Source organism: Paenibacillus suaedae (assembly GCF_032337355.1).
In the GTDB taxonomy this organism is placed as follows: domain Bacteria; phylum Bacillota; class Bacilli; order Paenibacillales; family Paenibacillaceae; genus Paenibacillus_B; species Paenibacillus_B suaedae.
On record NZ_JAVYAA010000001.1, the window covers coordinates 830,595 to 849,984 of the forward strand.

Annotated in this window: 14 protein-coding genes and 1 pseudogene; 11 read left to right on the forward strand and 4 right to left on the reverse strand. The window is 45.3% G+C overall.

Annotated elements, in window-relative coordinates; genetic code table 11:
- Window positions 1-15 precede the first annotated feature (15 nt).
- From RQP50_RS03665 to RQP50_RS03675, 3 genes are all read left to right on the forward strand, one after another.
- Entirely contained in the window at window positions 16-1,344 is a 1,329-nt protein-coding gene (locus RQP50_RS03665) for an ABC transporter substrate-binding protein (RefSeq protein ID WP_315743325.1), read from the forward strand.
- Between the two features lie 21 nt (window positions 1,345-1,365).
- Window positions 1,366-2,022, forward strand: a complete 657-nt coding sequence (locus tag RQP50_RS03670) for a hypothetical protein (RefSeq protein WP_315743327.1) — start codon at window positions 1,366-1,368, stop codon at window positions 2,020-2,022.
- Between the two features lie 154 nt (window positions 2,023-2,176).
- Complete coding sequence (locus RQP50_RS03675) at window positions 2,177-3,457, forward strand: MFS transporter (protein WP_315743329.1); 1,281 nt, start codon at window positions 2,177-2,179, stop codon at window positions 3,455-3,457.
- Window positions 3,458-3,798: 341 nt separating this feature from the next.
- Here the strand turns inward: RQP50_RS03675 and RQP50_RS03680 are convergent, their stop codons facing one another.
- Complete coding sequence (locus RQP50_RS03680; RefSeq protein ID WP_072731339.1) at window positions 3,799-4,629, reverse strand: hypothetical protein; 831 nt, start codon at window positions 4,627-4,629, stop codon at window positions 3,799-3,801.
- 170 nt (window positions 4,630-4,799) lie between these two features.
- On the opposite strand from RQP50_RS03680, the gene RQP50_RS03685 reads away from it, so the two are divergent.
- The gene (locus tag RQP50_RS03685; protein ID WP_028531894.1) at window positions 4,800-5,129 is read left to right on the forward strand and encodes a hypothetical protein; all 330 of its coding nucleotides are present in this window, start codon (window positions 4,800-4,802) and stop codon (window positions 5,127-5,129) included.
- An 868-nt stretch (window positions 5,130-5,997) separates the two neighbouring features.
- A complete protein-coding gene (locus RQP50_RS03690; RefSeq protein ID WP_083545326.1) occupies window positions 5,998-6,867 on the forward strand; it encodes a lipoate--protein ligase family protein in 870 nt (289 codons plus the stop codon).
- A gap of 6 nt (window positions 6,868-6,873) precedes the next feature.
- On the opposite strand, the pseudogene RQP50_RS03695 reads toward RQP50_RS03690, so the two are convergent.
- From RQP50_RS03695 to RQP50_RS03705, 3 genes and pseudogenes are all read right to left on the reverse strand, one after another.
- Window positions 6,874-7,063, reverse strand: a pseudogene (locus tag RQP50_RS03695) (aldo/keto reductase); the annotation flags it as partial.
- A 96-nt stretch (window positions 7,064-7,159) separates the two neighbouring features.
- Complete coding sequence (cydB, locus tag RQP50_RS03700; RefSeq protein ID WP_072731337.1) at window positions 7,160-8,176, reverse strand: cytochrome d ubiquinol oxidase subunit II; 1,017 nt, start codon at window positions 8,174-8,176, stop codon at window positions 7,160-7,162.
- Window positions 8,160-9,569, reverse strand: coding sequence for a cytochrome ubiquinol oxidase subunit I (locus tag RQP50_RS03705; protein ID WP_315743336.1), 1,410 nt, complete (start codon window positions 9,567-9,569; stop codon window positions 8,160-8,162). The genes cydB and RQP50_RS03705 overlap by 17 nt, the downstream gene beginning before the upstream one ends.
- 446 nt (window positions 9,570-10,015) lie before the next feature.
- Here RQP50_RS03705 and pdxR point away from each other — a divergent pair, with 446 nt between their 5' ends.
- The 6 genes from pdxR to RQP50_RS03735 all read left to right on the forward strand — a co-directional run bounded on the left by pdxR (window position 10,016) and on the right by RQP50_RS03735 (window position 19,006).
- The gene (pdxR, locus tag RQP50_RS03710; protein WP_315743338.1) at window positions 10,016-11,464 is read left to right on the forward strand and encodes a MocR-like pyridoxine biosynthesis transcription factor PdxR; all 1,449 of its coding nucleotides are present in this window, start codon (window positions 10,016-10,018) and stop codon (window positions 11,462-11,464) included.
- A 190-nt stretch (window positions 11,465-11,654) separates the two neighbouring features.
- Window positions 11,655-15,182: a discoidin domain-containing protein gene (locus RQP50_RS03715; RefSeq protein ID WP_315743340.1), complete on the forward strand. Its 3,528-nt coding sequence runs from the start codon at window positions 11,655-11,657 to the stop codon at window positions 15,180-15,182.
- A 175-nt stretch (window positions 15,183-15,357) separates the two neighbouring features.
- Complete coding sequence (locus tag RQP50_RS03720; RefSeq protein WP_315743343.1) at window positions 15,358-17,361, forward strand: polymorphic toxin-type HINT domain-containing protein; 2,004 nt, start codon at window positions 15,358-15,360, stop codon at window positions 17,359-17,361.
- A gap of 1 nt (window position 17,362) precedes the next feature.
- Complete coding sequence (locus RQP50_RS03725; RefSeq protein ID WP_315743345.1) at window positions 17,363-17,881, forward strand: hypothetical protein; 519 nt, start codon at window positions 17,363-17,365, stop codon at window positions 17,879-17,881.
- A gap of 509 nt (window positions 17,882-18,390) precedes the next feature.
- Window positions 18,391-18,579 (forward strand): hypothetical protein, encoded by a 189-nt coding sequence (locus RQP50_RS03730; protein ID WP_315743347.1) that lies wholly within the window; start codon window positions 18,391-18,393, stop codon window positions 18,577-18,579.
- 16 nt (window positions 18,580-18,595) lie between these two features.
- Window positions 18,596-19,006 carry a hypothetical protein gene (locus RQP50_RS03735; protein ID WP_315743349.1) on the forward strand — a complete coding sequence of 137 codons (411 nt, stop codon included), beginning with the start codon at window positions 18,596-18,598 and terminating at the stop codon, window positions 19,004-19,006.
- The last annotated feature ends 384 nt before the right edge of the window (window positions 19,007-19,390 follow it).

A 19,390-nucleotide genomic window follows, 5' to 3' on the forward strand; every position in this document is an offset into this window, starting at 1 on the left:
GAGGAGCGATTCAGGGTGAGAAAAAGGAGTGTACGTAGTCTGTTCGCAGCAATAACAATAGCGATGACATTGGCAGCATGTGCCGGCAAGCAGGCTGATGAGGCGAAGCAAGAAGGGCAGCAGGGACAGGACGGGAAGAAAGTCGTTGTCGTATCCGTATCCGGAGCTGATCCTGTGTATGCTCAGGCTGAGAAGATGTATGAAGCGAAGCATCCCAATGTGGATATTCAAATCAAGGAATACAGCCAAGGGGGAGGCTCTAATCAAGAAGGAAGTGCGGAGAAGTATGTGAATACCACTACTACAGAGCTATTGTCCGGTAAAGGGGCTGATTTGATTGACTTGAATGTGAGCGGGTTGCCGATTGGGAAATACGTAGACAAGCAAGCGCTGGTGAACTTGAGTGAACTTATGAAGCAGGATCCTGTCTTTGATTCTAATTCGTACGAGATGAACATTCTGGACGGAGGCAAGATTAGAGGAGGTCTCTATGCGCTGCCTCTGCGGTTTTCCTTGGACAGTCTTATGGGCGATGCGAAGGCAATTCAGCAATCCGGCGTAACATTCGATGACAGCACATGGACATGGGGAGAGTTTACGGAAGTAGGCAAACGTTTGGCAGCGTCCGGCGGGCACACGTATTCGCTGGGGAATACGCCGCCTGAGAGGATGTTGAACATTCTGTTCGCTGATAACTATGCTCGCGTTGTCAATGAGGAGCAGCGCCCCGCCAGCTTCGATGCCAGTGCATTTGTCGGATTGATGGAGCAAGTGAAGACGATGTACGCAGATAAGGTAGCGACGGATGCGACAGTGAGCGCAGGAGATTATTTTTTTGCACCTAATTTGATTACTTCGCCGGAAGATTATTTCAGTGGGCCAGCGATGTTCTATGAGCAAGGGAAGATTTATCGCAAGCCGCTTGCGGCTGGACAGAAGGCCGGAGGCACCTTCGCGACATCGAATAAATTAGGGATGAATCGGAGTTCGAAGGTGCAGGCGGAAGCATGGGATTTCATGAAATTCTTATTGTCTAAGGAAATACAGACCATGCCTGGACTGCGGGGGTTCTCTATCAATAAAGAGGTTAACGAGCAGATGTTCAAGGATCTTGAAGACAAAGGCACTGTCGAATCGCCAACGGGATCCTCGATCCCGATTCATAAGGAAGACATTGACATGGTCATGCAGATGCTGTCCGATGCAAACACCGCAATAATGGATAATTCGAAAGTTCAATCGATCATCGAGGAGGAAGCGAAGGCTTACTATAACGGTCAAAAATCGGCCCAAGCGGTTGCGGATTTGATCGCAAACCGTGTAACGACCTTTTTAAATGAATAGACACGGAAGGGGGAGGCACAAATGCGAAGAGATAGGGATGGAAGCAGGTTAAAAAAGTGGATGGTTCTATTGGTGCTGTCTGCAGCAGTCATCATTTCTGCTTGCAGCTTCTCAGGAAGCAAGGAGAGGAATGCTGGTGAGGCCAAGAACGTCTCTTTGACTCCGCAGCAGGAGGGGCAGGAGCAAGGGCGAGCAGAACAAGAGAATAAGATTGCGGAAACGAAGGCTCCTGAGGAAGAAAGAATTCACGTATTCTCGAATTTGATGTCATTGAAGCTTCCGCAGGGATTAGAGGCGCAAACGAGTGAGACATCGAACTCGAAGCTTGTTTACATGGATAGCAGCCAGAAAGTTAAGCTTGAGATACAGCATGATCCAGAACAGCTCATGACCGATGCTGGAATCGATGGGTCACGATTAAAGATGAAGGCGATTTTGGAACAAGACAGTGAAGGAGAAAAGCTAGAGTGGTTGAAAGATGAAACGTTGCTCGTTCATGGGAAACACATTGCAGTCAATGAAGTTATCATGTCTTCCCAGAAAGGGAACACTTATCGTCTCGTCGGTTGGGCGGAACTAAATGGAGCTCTACTTGAAATTCAATTTAGCGCTCCAGCTAATGAGCAAGTGGAATGGCAGAAGGCCGTTCATGAAATGATTGAATCGATTCAGATGTAGGAATAAGAACCGTTTAGCGGCATAGCTAAGCGGTTCTTTTTTTGCTTATTTATTTGCGATAATGAAAGCGCATGATCTTGAAACGTAAGTTCCCCTATACTACAAATGCAAATTTGAATGGCAATTCGTTGTGTCGAAGAATGGGGGAACGAGTATGAGTAACAAGGTGGAAGGATTGTTAACGAACGCAGAGTTTCGCAGGCTCTGGATCGGGCAAACTGCATCACAGTTTGGGACTCAGGTTGCATTATTAGGAGTGCCATTAGTGGCAGCTCTCTATTTAGGCGCCAGTCCCATGCAAATGGGGTTGCTTGGTTTTGCCGAGTATGCTCCATTTATCATTTTCGGTTTGCTAGCTGGTGTATGGATAGACAGATTTCCCCGGCGACCAATTCTTGTTGCCGCTAACTGTTTCAGGGGTGCATTACTGCTCATTGTGCCGCTGACAGCCTCAACCGGATTCCTGAATATTACAGTTCTATATTTGGTAGCCTTCATAGTTGGTATCTGTACTGTCTTCTTTGATGTTGCCTATACATCCTTTTTGCCTTCCATTGTGAGCAAGGAGCAGCTTGTTGATGGGAATAGCAAACTAGAGACAAGTAAATCTACCGCACAAATTGCTGGGCCGGGTTTATCAGGCGGACTGGAACAGTTAATCACCGCTCCTTTTGCAATATTGTTCACGTCGGTATCCTTTTTTGTATCCGCTGTGTACATAGCCCGGATTCGCAAGTTGGAGACAGTTGTGACAGGTGCGAAAAAACAAAAAAACATGTGGCTGGAAATGAAAGAAGGGCTGCATACGGTTTACACCAAACCGTTGCTGTGGGGAGTGGTACGCTGCTCAACAGTCTTTAACCTTTCCTGGAATGTTATTTTTAGTGTTTATGTTCTATATGCATCGCAAGAACTTAAAATCAGTGCGAGCATTCTTGGCATCATTTATGGGACGCTAGGAGTCGGGTACCTTTTTGGTTCTCTGCTTGCCCAAAGGGCCGTACGTCGTTTTGGAGTAGGTCCAACAATTGTGGGTTCCGCTACGCTGGCAGCAAGTGGCGGTTTGCTTGCTCCATTAGCAGTAGGATCAGAATTAAGCATTGCGTTGATTATGATGCTCGGACAGCTTCTTTTCGGAATGGGTGTCTCCATGTTTAGCATTAGTACCATCAGTTTACGTCAAGTCATTGTTCCCGATGCCCTGCAAGGTCGCGTGAATGCTACATTTCGATTTATCTCGTGGGGTTCTTTACCGCTTGGTTCGTTAATTGGGGGGATGATAGGAGGGGCAATGGGTTTGCGGTTCGCTTTATTTGCGGGTGGCATTGGATTGTTAGCTTCGGCTTGTACATTATTGTTCACCCCATTTTTACAACTACGCGTGAAATCATTTCATGAATTAACACTGGACAAAGATATGTCTTTAAAGAGCTAAGGAGTGCCATAAGAAGTATTAAACGAACAGGCTCGTTTGTTCAATGAAACAGCGACAGTCTAGGACTTCATTTTCTTGCCCCAGTCTAATACCATATTTTCTGCTGACCGATGGGATAATGGTGTTATACCCGAAACCGATTTTTTCACAATGTAGTGTATGAGGGTATGCACTCTTTTGGTTTCGATATGAAGTAATACAAATGTACTGCAGATCGCAAAGAAGCCCGGGGATCTCCATCCTTGGGCTTCCTGTAATTACGGCTCCGAATCGTCAGTAGCCGTAATTCTGTCTTTGCCGATAACATAGCGTAGCCGTATCAAGAAATGAACTTGGCCTAATCACCAAGTAAGGTCGATTTGTTGGTAGCTATTAGAACCGGAATTTGGACTGAAAGAAACAGATGCTGGACCAAATGCTATAGTGACGCTATAACTTCCAAAAATATTACTCTTTGCTTCATTATATGCTCCTACGACACGGTTTATCGCTGTACTATTCTTCTTTTTCATTGTAAGTTTGGAAGTACCTTTGAATTTAAAACCAGGTACTGCAACTTTTGTGCTATTAAATTCCCAGGCTGCCCCATACATGTGATACTGAACTGGTTGTCCATTATTACATGTTGAACTATCCGGAGCTGTCCATTGCCATCCATTGGCAATTGTGTAATCATATGTTTGAGTTGCACACGCATATTTTCCAGACTGAACTTCCCAGCCGTCTGGAACAGCAATCGCGATATTATCCTTGTATATTCCATCAGGAGAAATGGAAGGATTTTTCTTCCATTCAAAACTATTGTAGACATCATCCATGTTAGTTCCGTTATAATTAATTACAAAATGAAGTAATGTCAGAGACAAATCACTAGTAGGAATGTTGTCCAGTGTTTTCATTTGATCGGAACTCACTAATGAATTTGTTTTTTGATCTCTGATGTACTCTTGTGTTGTTGAGTCGGCAAATTTAAGGTCTTCACCTGAATTTGTAACAATGAAGTTTTTGAGATCATAATCCATTGCTTCAAGGATTGTCTGTGGAACTTCCGCTTTAGTTAAGATTGTGTCCAATTCGGTTTCGGTATATGTTGTTTTCTCGGCGAATGTTGTACCCATGTTAATAGTGAATGTAAGAGCCAATACCGTGAGCAGAGAGATCATTTTTTTCACTTGTTATCCTCCTTAAATTACAGATGTAATTTTATTTTAAACTTCAAAAAAATAAATTTTTATATTAGCCCCCCTCAAAATTTTATTTGAATCAATTACACAACCTAATTCAAAACAATTATGAAGTTGATTCATTTGTATAAAATAACTGAAAGGAGAGAACAAACTTGATGAATAAGAAAAAGTCCTTACAGTTGATTTTAACTGGAGCATTAATAGTTGCCGTTTTATTTTTCCTGTTTAGAAATTACAGTTCACCAGCTCACACTACATCTTTTATTGAAATTATTGAAAAAGGAACTAAAACTAACAGTAATGAGCCATGGGCTATTGTGAAAAACCCATTAGATGCTAAAGCAGAATCATTTAAATTAATTCTTGATACTTTTAATACTCAAAATCTTTTAGTTGTAGGTAAAACTTATCTTGTAACTTATGAACACTTCAAAAATGATAACACTTACAAATTAGTGATAATTGATGAAGTTGATACAAAATAAACCAAGTAATATATTACCAATATACCATTTTTATCTAAATCTCGCAATATTCGAAAGTTTCATAACTTCTTCGAGGGGAATTATAAAAAAAGTACAATCCCCGTTGTTGTGCAGACCAACGGAGATGCTATGAATGTATCTATTATCATAGTAACAAGCAATATAAGGGCGCACAGACGGCCGCAGCGCGTATCTACGATAGCAATAACAAGCATGTAACGACTGTTACACTGGAGAAGACGGGCGGCAACTGAAAACAAGATACATTCGAGCTCTCGGTTACCTCCCATAAAAACTCAGTTACAGGCAAAACCTTTAAGTACCGTAAATTCTCTTTGGACTATACAGCGCCAGACGGCAAGTCTCGGGTTGAGATTGAATCTGACCCTGCAAGGGCAACCGGCATATCGGTTTGTAAGACTGTATTCGTATGGATTTACGGAAGTATGTATGATGACGTACAGAATCTCCAGATAAGAAACTAAACAAGGAAAAGTCCCATTTGGGGCTTTTTCTATGAAATTTACGAGATTCCTAGGCAATGCTAGAGAAACGAAAAAACGTCCATTGCTTTGGCGGGCATGGCGCTCTTCGTTCAAATACCATACGGGCGTCACCCATCCTTTGAGGAATTTTTTACGAGTCTAGCAAAGGCACAAAAGTCAGGGGCATTAGCGATGAATCTCTTATTTTCCGTAACGAACTCATCCGTGTTAAGATACCTATAGATTGGATAGATTCAGAATTAGCCCGGTAATTCCGAATGGACGGTCAAGATGACGCATAGTGTTGTTGATCCGTATCTCTAGGAAATCCGATAAGTATAAAGGTTCGGTTGGTTTTTATGATCGATAAGGGGGATGCAGAAATGACGGAATGTACGGCTTCATTTCATATGGGAGAAGGATTAGACAATATCCTCGTGCTTGATCGCACGCAGTATCTGGAGGAGCCCGACATTCTGTATCCTTTTGCATTGGACGAGCTGCTGTGCAGACATACAGGCAAGGGAGGGCCCGCTGTATGTCACCTGTGGCGTCATCCGCGGGGCTTCGTGATGGGACTGCGTGACAGCAGATTGCCGCATGCGGCAGAGGCGCAGCAATGGCTGGAGTCGCTTGGCTACTCGACGGCTGTCCGCAGCACGGGCGGGGCGGCCGTACCACTCGATTTGGGCGTTGTGAACATTTCCCTGATCTTGCCGAAGGAAGGGAGGGGCGACAAATGCTTCCGCTCGGACTATGAGCGCATGTATCAGTTGATCAAGCTTGCTCTGCAGAACACGGGCTACACGATCGACAAGGGTGAAATCGATGGCGCATACTGCCCTGGCGATTTTGATCTCAGCATTGGCGGCATCAAGTTTTGCGGCATTGCACAGCGGCGTCAAGCTCATGCCTTTGTCGTGCAGGCATTCGTCATCTGCGAGGGTTCGGGCAAGGAGAGCGCCGAGCTCGTCCGCTCCTTCTATGAGCGTGCTGCGTTGGGTGAGGTGCAACCGGATCATCCTGTTGTGACCGAAGATAAGACAGGCAGTCTGGAAGAACTGGCTTCGCTCGGCAGCACTGTTGGCGGCGGGGCGGCACACGTATTTATTGAATCTGTCAAGCAAGTGATCCGAGAACGCCAGTCCGAGCGTTGTCTCGAACAAGCGTCCTCAGGATTGTGGCTCCCAGAGCCAGAGCAAGTGCACGAGGTTATCCATACATTGCGTGAACGTTATGGAATCAAAGCGTGAGAGTCTAAGCACTGCTTCTGCCCGTGTATCTGAGTACACATCTGTGGTGTCGAATGTAGTGATCCCAGCTTCCAGCGCAGCATGTACACAAGCTTTGGGCTGCATGAACGTCCACTTGGGCGCCGTGAGTTATCCAATTCCCAAAAGCAATCTCGCTCATAGATAATCCGCTTGTACCAAGCTTTCGCGAGTTCACTCTAACCCTTCCTTTTTCAGGTAACGGTTCGAGCATAGCAAGCTTATATTAATTGGTGAAATACTCATTATTTTGCGTATTGATTCGAGAATCCTATTAATACTCCAGATGTTCCTTATCATCGATCCGGTTGCGGAAGACGTAGTAGCTCCAAATTTGATATCCGAGCACGAACGGCAGAATCGTCAGCGAGATATACGTCATCACCTTCAGCGAGTAAGCGCCGGAAGCCGCATTCATAATCGTCAGATTGAACTCAGGGCTGATCGAGCTGACCATCACTCGTGGGAACAAGCCGATGAACATGCTCACGGCCGACAGAATGATAACGGACCCTGTCATGGCGAACGCCAGTCCATCTCGCTCACGCTTAATGAATGACATGGCCAAGAGCAATGCGCCCCCAGCTAACAGCGGCAGGATAAGCCAACCTCTGCCATGAACCGTATAAATATCAGTGCTGACATATGTCAGCATGGCGAACAGCAGCAGGACGACGACAACTGCCGGGCTGACATCGCGAGCTGCCTTCCGTGCCCGCTCCCGCAGGCCGCCGGTGGTTCGCAGCGTAATGAAGACGAGTCCGTGCAGAATGCATATCATGACAACGGCCACACCGCCAGCAAGGGAGTAGCCGTTCAGCAGGTCAAACACACTCCCGACCATTTCTTTGTTCCCGTCAATCGGCACACCGCGAATGATATTGGCGAATACGACACCGAATAGGAAAGGAGGCAGCAGACTACCAATGAAAATCGCGGCATCCCACGCTTTCCTCCAAGCGCCATAATCCATCTTGCCCCTGAACTCGAACGCGACACCGCGCGCGATAAGCGCCAGCAGCAGCACGACGAACGGGATATAGAAACCGCTGAACATCGTCGCATACCATTCCGGAAAGGCAGCGAACATAGCCCCCCCGGCCGTAATTAACCATACCTCGTTCGCATCCCAATAAGGACCGATTGTGTTGATAATGATGCGGCGCTCATGATCCGTCTTCCCGAGGAACCTGGCGACCATGCCTACGCCGAAGTCAAATCCTTCGAGGAAGAAGAAGCCGACGAACAGCACGGCGACGAGTATGAACCATAACTCATTTAGCGATAGCATGCGTTACCTCCTTATCAAATGGATCGTAATTCTTCATATCTTCTTCCTCCGGTTCTTCCATCTGCTCATCTTTACGTATCACCTTGACGAAGAGAACAGCGTCAATAATGGCGAGTACCGCATAAATGGTCGTGAACGCAATGAGCGAGAAGAGAAGTTCTTCCGCCGTAACTGTCGGCGATATGGCGTCCTCTGTACGCATAACTCCGAACACAACCCACGGCTGACGACCCATCTCGGCCATAAGCCATCCCGCCGAATTGGCGAGGAACGGAAAGGCGATCATGCCAACCATCAGCTTCAAGAACCATGGGCGCTGCTCCAGCTTCTTCTTGCGGGATAATATCAGGCCGTAAATGCCGACAAGGCACATGAGCCCACCTGCGGCAACCATCATGCGGAAGCTCCAGAACGTCATTTTAACCGATGGAATATAATTTCCTGGTCCGTACTTCTGTTCATAACGCGCTTGAATCTGATTCATCCCTTCTACACTGCCGCTAAGCTTGTTGTACGATAGCAGACTGAGCATATATGGAACTTGGATTTTGAACGAGTTTTCTTTCTTTTCCGTATCGATTGTAGCAAATAACGTGAACGGTGCCGGATCCTCACTCGTATCCCAGAGCGCCTCGGCCGCTGCCATCTTCATCGGCTGAGAAGTGAGCAGATGCTGCGCCTGTGCATGCCCAATGTAGGCAACGATGACGGACGAAATCAAGGCAACGGTAATCGAGACGCGGAACGAACGGCGGAACATGTCCGGATTGTGTCCACGGAGCAGCTTCCATGCGCTGACGCCTGCCATGAAGAAGGCGCCGGTTGCGAATGCCGCGAACAGCGTATGCGGAAATTGCAGCCACAATTGCGGATTCGTAATAAGTGCGAAGAAGTCGCTCATCTCTGCCCGTCCGTTGTTGAATTCATATCCGACAGGCGCATGCATGAACGAGTTGGCGGTCAAGATCCAGAACGCTGACAATACGGTGCCGACCGAGACGATCCAGATGCAAGCGAGATGAACGCGCTTCGATAAGCGCTCCCAGCCGAATACCCATAAGCCGATGAAGGTGGATTCCATAAAGAACGCGAGCAGCCCTTCAATGGCAAGCGATGGCCCGAACACATCACCGACGAAGCGGGAATAATTGGACCAGTTCATCCCGAACTGGAACTCCTGCAATATGCCGGTGACGACGCCAACTGCGAAGTTAATCAGAAATAATTTGCTCCAGAACAAGGCTGCTTGCTTGTAAATCTCCTTGCCCTTGACGACATAGAGCGTCTCCAAAATGGCGATTAAAAACGCCAGTCCAATCGTCATGGGGACGAAAATGTAGTGGAATAATGTTGTTGATGCGAATTGGATTCGCGCGAGAATGACTTGATCCATAGAGGCCTCCTTGTGATGAAAATGTGATCGTCGTGCAACAAGAAAAAGGTCTGTGAGATTCGAATAATGTGAATGTCTTCACGTTATGTGGTGCTGTTAGTGTGACACTCGTTAAGATTCAGTCGTTAAGAAAAGCGTTAGGTTATGAGCTTGACGAGGCTGTACGTACATCGCAGCACACATCATTGCACACATTTGTACATACTCTTGTCATATGGCACTGGCAGCCAGTCGAGTGAAGTTCTCACGTTCAGCATTATCTTAGAGCAGACTGGAGGGGATGTCGCCATCCATTTCAACAGGGCGGGGTCATCCATGTTCAAGAGACTGACACAGAGTTGACAACGTTTCGATGAAAAGGGTCAGTACGGGATCACGAAGAGCAATGATATACTTATTTATATGTGATAAAAATCACAGACTAAGAAAGCAAGAGGTGTATTTCCATGTGGCAACCAGATCGTTCCAGCAATCAACCACTATATCAGCAGATTGCCGCATATATCGAGCGCAGCATTTATAACGGTGAATTTCCTCCGGGAAGCGTCCTTCCATCGGAACGCAAATTTGCCGAGCAAATACATGTAAATCGAAGCACTATCGTTCAAGCCTATGAAGAGCTGCGTGCTGCAGGAATTATCGAGAGTATGGTCGGTAGTGGTACTCGGGTAAGCAAGTCGAAGTGGGGGGCAGACTCTCAACAAACGCCAGATTGGCATCAATATTTAGATAGCTGCAAGCTAGTGCAGCCTGATCCGGTATACGCCGAACTGATTCGTTCCGCACTGGATTCGGGCAGCAACTGTATAGACTTTTCCAGCGGAGAACTGTCACCCGATTTGTCGCCAAATGAAGAGATGCGGATGCTTTTGAGCGAGCATCTGCTGCATGAAGACATGAGCTATGACGATCCTCAGGGCTATGTGCCGCTGCGTGAGGTTCTGTCCACCACTTTACATCAATATCGCGGTTTTCGAACGACAGAATCATCGATTCTCGTTACATCAGGGTCTCATCAATCGCTCTATTTAATAACTCGTCGATTGCTTCAGCCGGGGGATGCGATCGCGATCGAGGATCCTTCCTACTATTATTCTCTGCCTATGTTTCACTCGGCGGGCTTGCGCTTGTTTCGGCTGCCTGTAGACGAGAAGGGGATATGTCCGGAAGGGATATTGTCCTTGTATCGGGAGCACAACATACGGATGATATTCGTGAATCCGAATTATCATAATCCAACGGGCCGTGTGCTTGACCCTTCTAGACGGGAACAATTGCTTGAGATTTGCGGCAACCTAGGCATTCCCATTGTAGAGGATGATCCGTTCAGCCTGACGTCCTTCACAGGCAATCCGCCGCCGACACTGAAATCGATTGATACAAACAATACCGTCATTTATATTGGCTCATTATCCAAAGTTGTAGCGTCAGGCCTGCGGATCGGATGGATGGTTGCCCCACAGTCTGTTATCACGCGGCTTGCTGCTGAACGACAGCAAATCGACTTCGGAATGAGTGTGCTGCCGCAGCGAATCGCCGCACGTTTGCTATCGGAAACTTATTTTGACAGCCATTTGGTACGGCTGCGGCAGGAACTCCTCAAGAAACGGAACTTGCTTATCGATGCGCTGCAGCGCGAACTTCCGGGGGAGGTGGCGTACTCCCTTCCACAGGGAGGGCTGCACTTATGGTGCAAAGTGAGAACCCCCGTTCATGATGCAAAATTGCTAGAGGAAAGCATAAAGCGAGGGGTTCTCTATAATCCTGGTACGGTCTACGGTTCAGAACCTGGGTATGTCCGGTTTACGTATGCAAGGCCGCATGAGGATGAAATTGGGTTAGGAATAGCGCGATTTGCTCAAGCGATTCATGCATCACAGCAGCGAGCAAAATGATTCATACCGGAGTAGAAATTCAAAAAAAGAAATGCAATTGGAAAGTTACTCCTTTCTAGTTGCATTTTTTTGTAATATGATAGAGAGGAAAGAAAAAGAAAGCGTTTGCGAAATTGGGCGCAGATGAGATTGGAGGGAGGAAGAAGGAGGGACTATGCTATCCGATAACTAGATGAGATGGAGGGAAATAATGAAGAGATCTATGTATTTGAAAGCGGTTTCGATGCTGCTCAGTTTGATGGTTGTTATGACCTCGACGCTTACAGTAATGCAGCCTAAGGCGTACGCTCAACCAAACGGGCAGGAGAATGTAAAGGTGGAGCATCAAGATGAAGGCCCAGTCCTATCTAAACGAGATAAGGGTGATGGGACTCCGCCGAGCGTTACAGATGTCGTGTATGACAAGGATGGCAATATCCTTCCGAATCCGATTGGAGACTCCAATGAGGAAGCTGCTCGCCTCCTCGCGGATGCTACATTTAGCGGAACGAATCTAGCGCTGCATAAGCCAGCCTTTTCCTCTGGTAATGAAGTGGATTATTTGGGGCCTGAGCTGGCTGTAGACGGAAAAGGGAACACAAGATGGTCTTCGGCGAAGGAAGATGATCAATGGTTCTATGTAGATCTCGGAGAGAAAAAAGCTTTCGATCGTGTCGTAATCCGCTGGCAAACACCGGCCGAAACATACAAGATCCTCGTATCGGATGACGCTCAGAACTGGACGAATGTGAAGGACAACGATGGTCTCATCCAATGTAAGGGTGGTGTGGAGACGGTTGATTTCCCTTCCCTCGAAGCTCGTTATGTGAAGTTTCAAGGTGTGAAGCGTGCTCCTGTCGATGGAGTACTGTATGGCTATTCCTTTTTTGAATTTGAGGTGTATCAATTGAATGACTTGCAATCTGTCATTGACAAGGTGACGGCAGCGCTCACGGTGCAAGCCGGACAGACGAAGCTCGATTGGTCCACTGCAGGAGTGCCGGAAGGCTACAGTGTCAGTGTTTTTGGCAGCGACAGAATTCCTGTCATCGACCGTGATGGCAACATCCGTACACCGCTAGTAGACGCCAAGGTGAATCTGATGATTCAGGTGGAGGATCAGAATAGTCCAGACCGGAAGCTGCTGTCAGGAAGTATCCCCGTAATCGTTCCAGGCTTGCATAAGCAGACATCGGATCGCAATCCTGAGCCGGAAGTGATCCCTTCTCTGCGCGAATGGTATGGGGATTCGGGCAATTTCAAGTTGAAGAAGTCTTCGCGAATTGTAGTCAATCCGAAGGATGAGTCCTTGCTCCGCAAGGCAGCAGAGCTGACTAGCGAAGATGTATTGGATCTGACGGGTTACCAGCTTACAGTAGTCTCTGGAACGCCGAAATCTGGGGATTTATATCTGTCGATTGATCCGTCATTATCATGGCTTGGCAATGAAGGAAATGTATTCAAGGTAGGGGATTACGTAGCTATTACCTCTTCATCAGCTAAGGGGGCTTTCTTCGGAACGAGAACAGCGCTCCAAATCATTAAGCAGAATAAGGACTTGACGATTCCGCGAGGTGAAGCAAGGGATTACCCGAAGTATGAGAAGCGTGGACTCATGATCGACGTAGCCCGCAAATTCTTCACGATTGATTTCCTTCGCGATTATGTGAAGCTGTTGTCATGGTACAAGATGAACATGTTCCAAATTCACTTGAATGATGACGTCGGGGAGCCATTCGCAGATGGCACCCGTGCAGCTTATCGCTTGGAAAGCACGACCTATCCTGGACTTGCAAGCGCCAGTGGGCATTATACGAAGCAAGAATTCAAGGATTTGCAGCTCATGGGCATGGACTATGGCATTAATATCATCCCGGAAATCGACACACCCGGACATTCTCGCGCATTCACGACCTACAACCCGGCGCTTGGGGACGATTCCCATTTGGATATTTCTAAGCCAGAAACCGTGGAATTCATCAAGAACTTATTCAATGAGTATATAGACGGAAGTGATCCAACATTCGTCGGGCCAGAAGTGCATATTGGCACGGATGAATATTGGGGTCCGGATATCGAGCGCTACCGTTGGTACATGGATACACTCGTGAAGCATATTAACAGCAAAGGCAAGCACCCGCACATGTGGGGAGGCTTGACCCAATATACCGGAACGACGCCGATTAGCAATGACGCAACGATGGACATCTGGTATGAGCCATATGGTGCGCCACAGCAGGCGGTAGATCTCGGCTATGACGTCATCAACTCGCAGAATGTATACATGTACATCGTGCCTACCTTATACGGAAACTACTTGAATTCGCAATTCCTGTACGATGAGTGGGAGCCGAATAAGTGGGAGAACACATCGCTGCCACTTGGCCATCCGCGTGTGAAGGGCGGCATGTTCTCGATGTGGAATGACGTATCTGAAGCGAATCGCTTGTCGATGGACGATGCGCATATCCGATTGCTGCCTGGCATACAGGTCGTGGCAGAGAAGCTGTGGACGGGAACACGTGATGATAAATCTTTCACGCAATTTAACAATCGTACAAAGGTGATCGGTGATGCACCGAATGCCGATCGTTCTCACAAAATTACGGTTAACAATCCAGACAATCTTGTTATGCAGTACATGTTCGAGAAGAAATTCAAGGATAGCTCAGGCAATGGCTTTGATGGCAAGGCAGTCAATGTGGATATTACAGAAGGAAAATATGAACAGGGCGCGCATTTCAACGGCGGCAAGAGCTACATCGAGACGCCAGTTGATGCGATTGGGTTCGGTTGGACCGCTTCCATGTGGATCAAGCCGGACAAGGATAATCCAGATGACGCTGTCTTGATGGAATCGCCTGTTGGTACGCTGAAATTAAAGCAGGGCAACACAGGCAAGCTCGGATTTAGCAAGGAGCATTATAACAGCACGTTCAATTACGTCGTTCCAGAAGACAAATGGACCCATATCTTGCTGAAGGGCGATGACAAGGGTGTATCCCTGTTCGTCAATATTGATGAGTATGTGGAGCGTCTGGAAATGGAGTATCCGAAAATGAACACACTCGTCTTGCCGACGCTTCGCATTGGCAGCGAGACCAACGCCTTCAAGGGCACCTTGGATAATGTAGTCATCTACAACAAAGCGATTGAACTGCTCAGCACGGAAAATCTGGCTCTGCACAAGGCTACGGAATCCTCGGAACCAGAGTTCCCATACTATTCCTCTGACAAGGCCGTAGATGGCAATCCTTCGACTCGCTGGGCCAGCAAGTATGTGGATGATGCGTGGTTCCTTGTAGACTTGGGAGAGGTCAAGGATATCAATAAAGTAATTATTAAGTGGGAAGGCGCCTATGCGGAGAAGTATCAGCTTCTTGTGTCTGATGACAAGACGAACTGGAGAAATATTTCCGGTGAAGGCGGAATCATCGAGTCAAAGGGTAAAATGGACATTCTCGAATTTGATACGACACCAGCACGCTATGTAAAGTTCCAAGGCATCCAGCGGGCAACCGTCTTCGGCAACTCGTTCTACGAGTTTGAGGTATATTCACCAGGGCAAATTCCTGAATACAAGCAGTTGATCGCTACCATGGATGATATGCTGGAGAAGATCGGCAACAAGGGAAAATGGTACAAATTATTGCTCGAAGTGCTGAACCGATACCCTTACGATGCCAATCGTCCGATTGATGAGATGAAAATGCTCATGTCGCAGCTTGAACCGAAATAGTAACAGACAAGTTAAAAACCTCGCTTCCTTTCTGGAGGCGAGGTTTTTTTGTACAGATGAAAGAAGATACATCGGTCTTTCGATCTAAAAATAGTAAATGCCATTCCTAATTTTAGAAAATTAAAAAGGGGACTTTTTTCCTCAGGTATACGGAGGAAATGCGAACAGTAAAGGGTTGAATGCTGCGGCTAGTACACCACTGGATCGATTCACTTTCGAGTACAATCCGAACCAGCTAATGAAGCGCCAAGCTAATGGCAAAGGGTTAAGCACTGATTATTCATTCAATGGATATGACCTAACAGGATTATCGAATAATGGCGCACCCAGTGACCAGAAATTTAATTACCAGTATGATGTGAACAAAAATATTACGGGCATAACATCAGGAAATCAATTCAGTGAGTTCACTTATGATGCTTTGAACCGGATACTAAGCTTCAAGGATCAGAATACAGATGATACGTATACGTATGACGTAATTGGTAACCGGACTGGATTAGTCAATAAGACTGTGTCAGGCATGAAGAATGCATCCTATTCCTTTGACTTGCTTAACCGTCTTACTCAAGTAAAAGGGGGCAACGGAAAGGAAGTTAATTACGCTTATAGTGGGGATGGGCTGCTGTATGAGCGGGCTACAAAAGAGAAGCGGACTCGCTATTACTATGATGCCTCTGCAAATCTAGTTGCAGAAGCGGAAGTAGGAACAGATGGCAAGCCGAGCATCGCATATGCATACATCTATGATGTGCAAGGCAAGCTGTGGGCACGTCAAGATATGAAGTCCAAGGAGCTCCAATACTATCGTTTTAATGGACATGGAGACGTCGTATCACTGTTGGATAGTGCAGGCAAGGAATTGAACACGTATACGTACGACATCTGGGGCAATCCAGACACGGAGAAGGAGCAAGTACCGAACATATTCCGCTATTCCGGAGAGTATTGGGACTCAGAGACAGGCTTGCAATATTTAAGAGCGCGCTGGTATGATCCGAGCCAAGGCCGCTTCATGTCGGAAGACACATATGCTGGGAATCTTACGAATCCGTTAAGCATGAATCGGTATACGTATGTTGAGAACAATCCATTAATCTATTCTGATCCATCTGGGAACTATTGTGTGTCAGTTGACGGGAAATATGCTCATACAGGTCAATGTGCTGATCAAAGTAATGCTGATTATTATATGGATGATAGAATCGTCATGGCCTATATATTGCCTTATATGTCAGCCGGGGTAGTAAAAGGTTTTTATAATAACAAGGCGCAAATTGAATATTTATCACCAAAGGAACAAAACAGACAGACTTTTTGGGAGACTTACAGCAAAGCGGAATTTAATCAAATGAAGCTTGAGCTCCCTTTAACAGATACAGAATATATGTTTGCTACGATATCCAATAATTCGCTATCAACAAAAGGCCTTCCAAAATTCAGTGCTAAAAATAAGCCGAGTGTGAAAGTTGGAAAAAACAGTGGTTGCAATTGTTTTACCGCTGGAACCAAGGTTCAAACAGACGAAGGGGAGAAGAATATCGAAGACATTGAAGTCGGAGATTTGGTTCTCGCCAAGGATGAGAATAACCCTGATGGAGAATTGGCTTACAAAGAAGTAACGGGTTTATACCGCAACCAACGAGATGATATAATTAAGCTGAACGTTGGAGAGCAAATCATCGAGACGACTGACAACCATCCGTTCTGGGTGGCAGGAAAAGGTTGGGTCTTTGCTGATGAACTCCAAGTGGGCGACAAGCTTCAAAAGGCTGACGGAAGTAATCTAACGATTGATAGAGTAGAGTTTGTTAAACTGGATAAACCAATAACGGTATATAACTTTACGGTTGCTGACTACCATACGTATTATGTAACGGATTTAGGGATATGGGTTCATAATACAAAATGTGGATGGGTAAGGATGACAACGAAGCAGGCCACAAATGCTGCCAAGAAATTAGGATTCGAACCAACTAAGTTTACTGCAAAGACCAAAGAAAAAATTTTTTATAACAAAAAAACTAAAACATATATTAGTCAAGATATTGGCAGTGGTAACGGTTTGGGGCCGCATAATGGTGGTGTTTGGAAGCAGGCAACGACACCAGAACGGCTTAATAGCAGAGATACGAGAATGGGAACGTATGATGCTAATTTGAATCGAGTAGGTGATTAAATTGTACAAATACGAGATAACAAAATATAATCCTGATTTTCGTGATGAAAAAAGGCGATATTTGAAGGAAGATTGGATTGGAATTGGTGATATTGGCAAGTCTTTTGAAGGAGAAATGCTGACAGTCGACAAATACAAGGAGGTTGAAGATTGCTATATTAATGCAATACATTTAATTATGGATTACATGAGGATTCCTTATTTAACGATTAATGATGTTAGACGCAGTTTTTCATATGATACATTTCAAGGTATTAGAAAAAAAATCCAAGAACTTTATTCAAAAGATGTTTTAGAAACCTATTTGCATGTTAAGGATAGGGATAAGTTAGATAATAAGAAAATAGATTTGTTTTGCAGATTACTTTTACGTGAAGATATTGGTGCAGAGGTTTATTATCCCAGAAGGATGAAGGTGTTTATAGGATATGATTATTTGATGGGGATTCACACTTCAAAATCAATTGATTCAATAATACCGTCGATTGAGCAGATGGGGTTGTTTGTGGAAAAGCACTGAACTTATTAAGACCATGGGGAAACGTTCCTTCATGGTCTTTATTTTCCCCTACCCAGTGTCGAATGAATCGGGAGGCATGCCCAATTAGAAATTAACCCTCATAATCCGCGTATGATATTGCTTCAACAAGTCCGTGCAAAGATTGTCGTCGAAGGTAAGGTTGAAGCGAATAGGGCCGTCACGATTATGATTATGGCACGACCGACGACCGACAACCATCCTTTCTGGGGTGAAGGAAAAGGTTGGGTCTTCGCAGACGAACTCCAAGCGGGCGATAGCTCCAAAAAGCTAATGGAAGCAACCTGACGATTGATAAGGTAGAGTTCGTTAAACTGGATGAGTTAGTCACGGTTTATAACTTTACGGTTGCGGACTTCCATACGTATTATGTAACGGATATTGGGATTTGGGAGCATAATACGAATTGTGCAGGGCCTTCTGGTTTTAAGCCTGAAGGTAAGGGCTCAACAGGAAGAACTATTCCTGCAAATGAGACGGAGTTAAAGGCTATGCAAAAAGCAATGTCTGATCCTAAAAAGGGAGAAATACTCAAAATGCCTTCATTAATGCAAGATCCGAGATGGAATCATGCAGATGGTTGGGTCAAAATGAGCAGAAAGATAAATGGAGTTGAGATTCACTGGGTATATAACTTTAAAACAGGAAAGTACGACGATTTCAAATTTAAGGATAGATAAACTGTGAGGTAAAAGTATGATAGTAAAGTGTATTTCAAACTTGAGTGCTTCGTTATCAGAAAAAGCAGGGTATCCAGTAGACTATCAATACGAGTCATTAATAATTGGAAGTATGTATTATGTTTATGCTATTGGACATTTTGATAACTATATGTGTTATTTATTAAAAGTTGATCATGAAGAACCTGATCTTAGTCTTGACCCAGTCTGGTTTCCATTTGAATGGTTTAAAATTGTTGATCATCAAATTCCAGATTCGTGGTATTTCAATTTTATTGGTGAGAAAAATGCTCAAATTATTTCAACTATTTTAGGTTACAAAGAAATAGTGCTTAATACTGAACATCATCATGGATTAATGGAACGCGAGAAATATCATCTAGACGTATTTAATAAAATTCATTCTAGTATAAAGAATAAAGGGTAATCAGAAAAGAAAGCCTTGAAGGGAATTTTCCTTCAAGGCTTTCTGATGCTCCCCCGTGTCAAATTGATCTATCATTTAACAAAGTAGGTAAGTCGAGCTAAACACCTGCACAGGATTTTAGACATAAACAATGTCAAGGTAATAGTAAACAAGATTCTGTGCGGCAGTCGTTGACAGGTGCATACAGCACGCACATCCGATAAGCAACTTGATTCCGTATTCTGTCCATACTACTGAAGTGTTTTCTCACCTTTTTTTCTTCATTAAATTAAGATTATAACTAACGAAGTAGAGAAAAATATCGAAGACATTGAAGTCGGAGATTTGGTTCTCGCCAAGGATGAGAATAACCCTGATGGAGAATTGGCTTACAAAGAAGTAACG

Bases quoted from the DNA above. Each gene is read 5' to 3' on its own strand.
- RQP50_RS03670 (WP_315743327.1), top strand. From the start codon at position 1,366: ATGCGAAGAGATAGGGATGGAAGCAGGTTAAAAAAGTGGATGGTTCTA.
- RQP50_RS03685 (WP_028531894.1), top strand. From the start codon at position 4,800: ATGAATAAGAAAAAGTCCTTACAGTTGATTTTAACTGGAGCATTAATA.
- RQP50_RS03690 (WP_083545326.1), top strand. From the start codon at position 5,998: ATGACGGAATGTACGGCTTCATTTCATATGGGAGAAGGATTAGACAAT.
- RQP50_RS03730 (WP_315743347.1), top strand. From the start codon at position 18,391: ATGCAAAAAGCAATGTCTGATCCTAAAAAGGGAGAAATACTCAAAATG.
- cydB (WP_072731337.1), bottom strand. From the start codon at position 8,176: ATGCTATCGCTAAATGAGTTATGGTTCATACTCGTCGCCGTGCTGTTC.
- pdxR (WP_315743338.1), top strand. From the start codon at position 10,016: ATGTGGCAACCAGATCGTTCCAGCAATCAACCACTATATCAGCAGATT.
- RQP50_RS03705 (WP_315743336.1), bottom strand. From the start codon at position 9,569: ATGGATCAAGTCATTCTCGCGCGAATCCAATTCGCATCAACAACATTA.
- RQP50_RS03675 (WP_315743329.1), top strand. From the start codon at position 2,177: ATGAGTAACAAGGTGGAAGGATTGTTAACGAACGCAGAGTTTCGCAGG.
- RQP50_RS03735 (WP_315743349.1), top strand. From the start codon at position 18,596: ATGATAGTAAAGTGTATTTCAAACTTGAGTGCTTCGTTATCAGAAAAA.
- RQP50_RS03715 (WP_315743340.1), top strand. From the start codon at position 11,655: ATGAAGAGATCTATGTATTTGAAAGCGGTTTCGATGCTGCTCAGTTTG.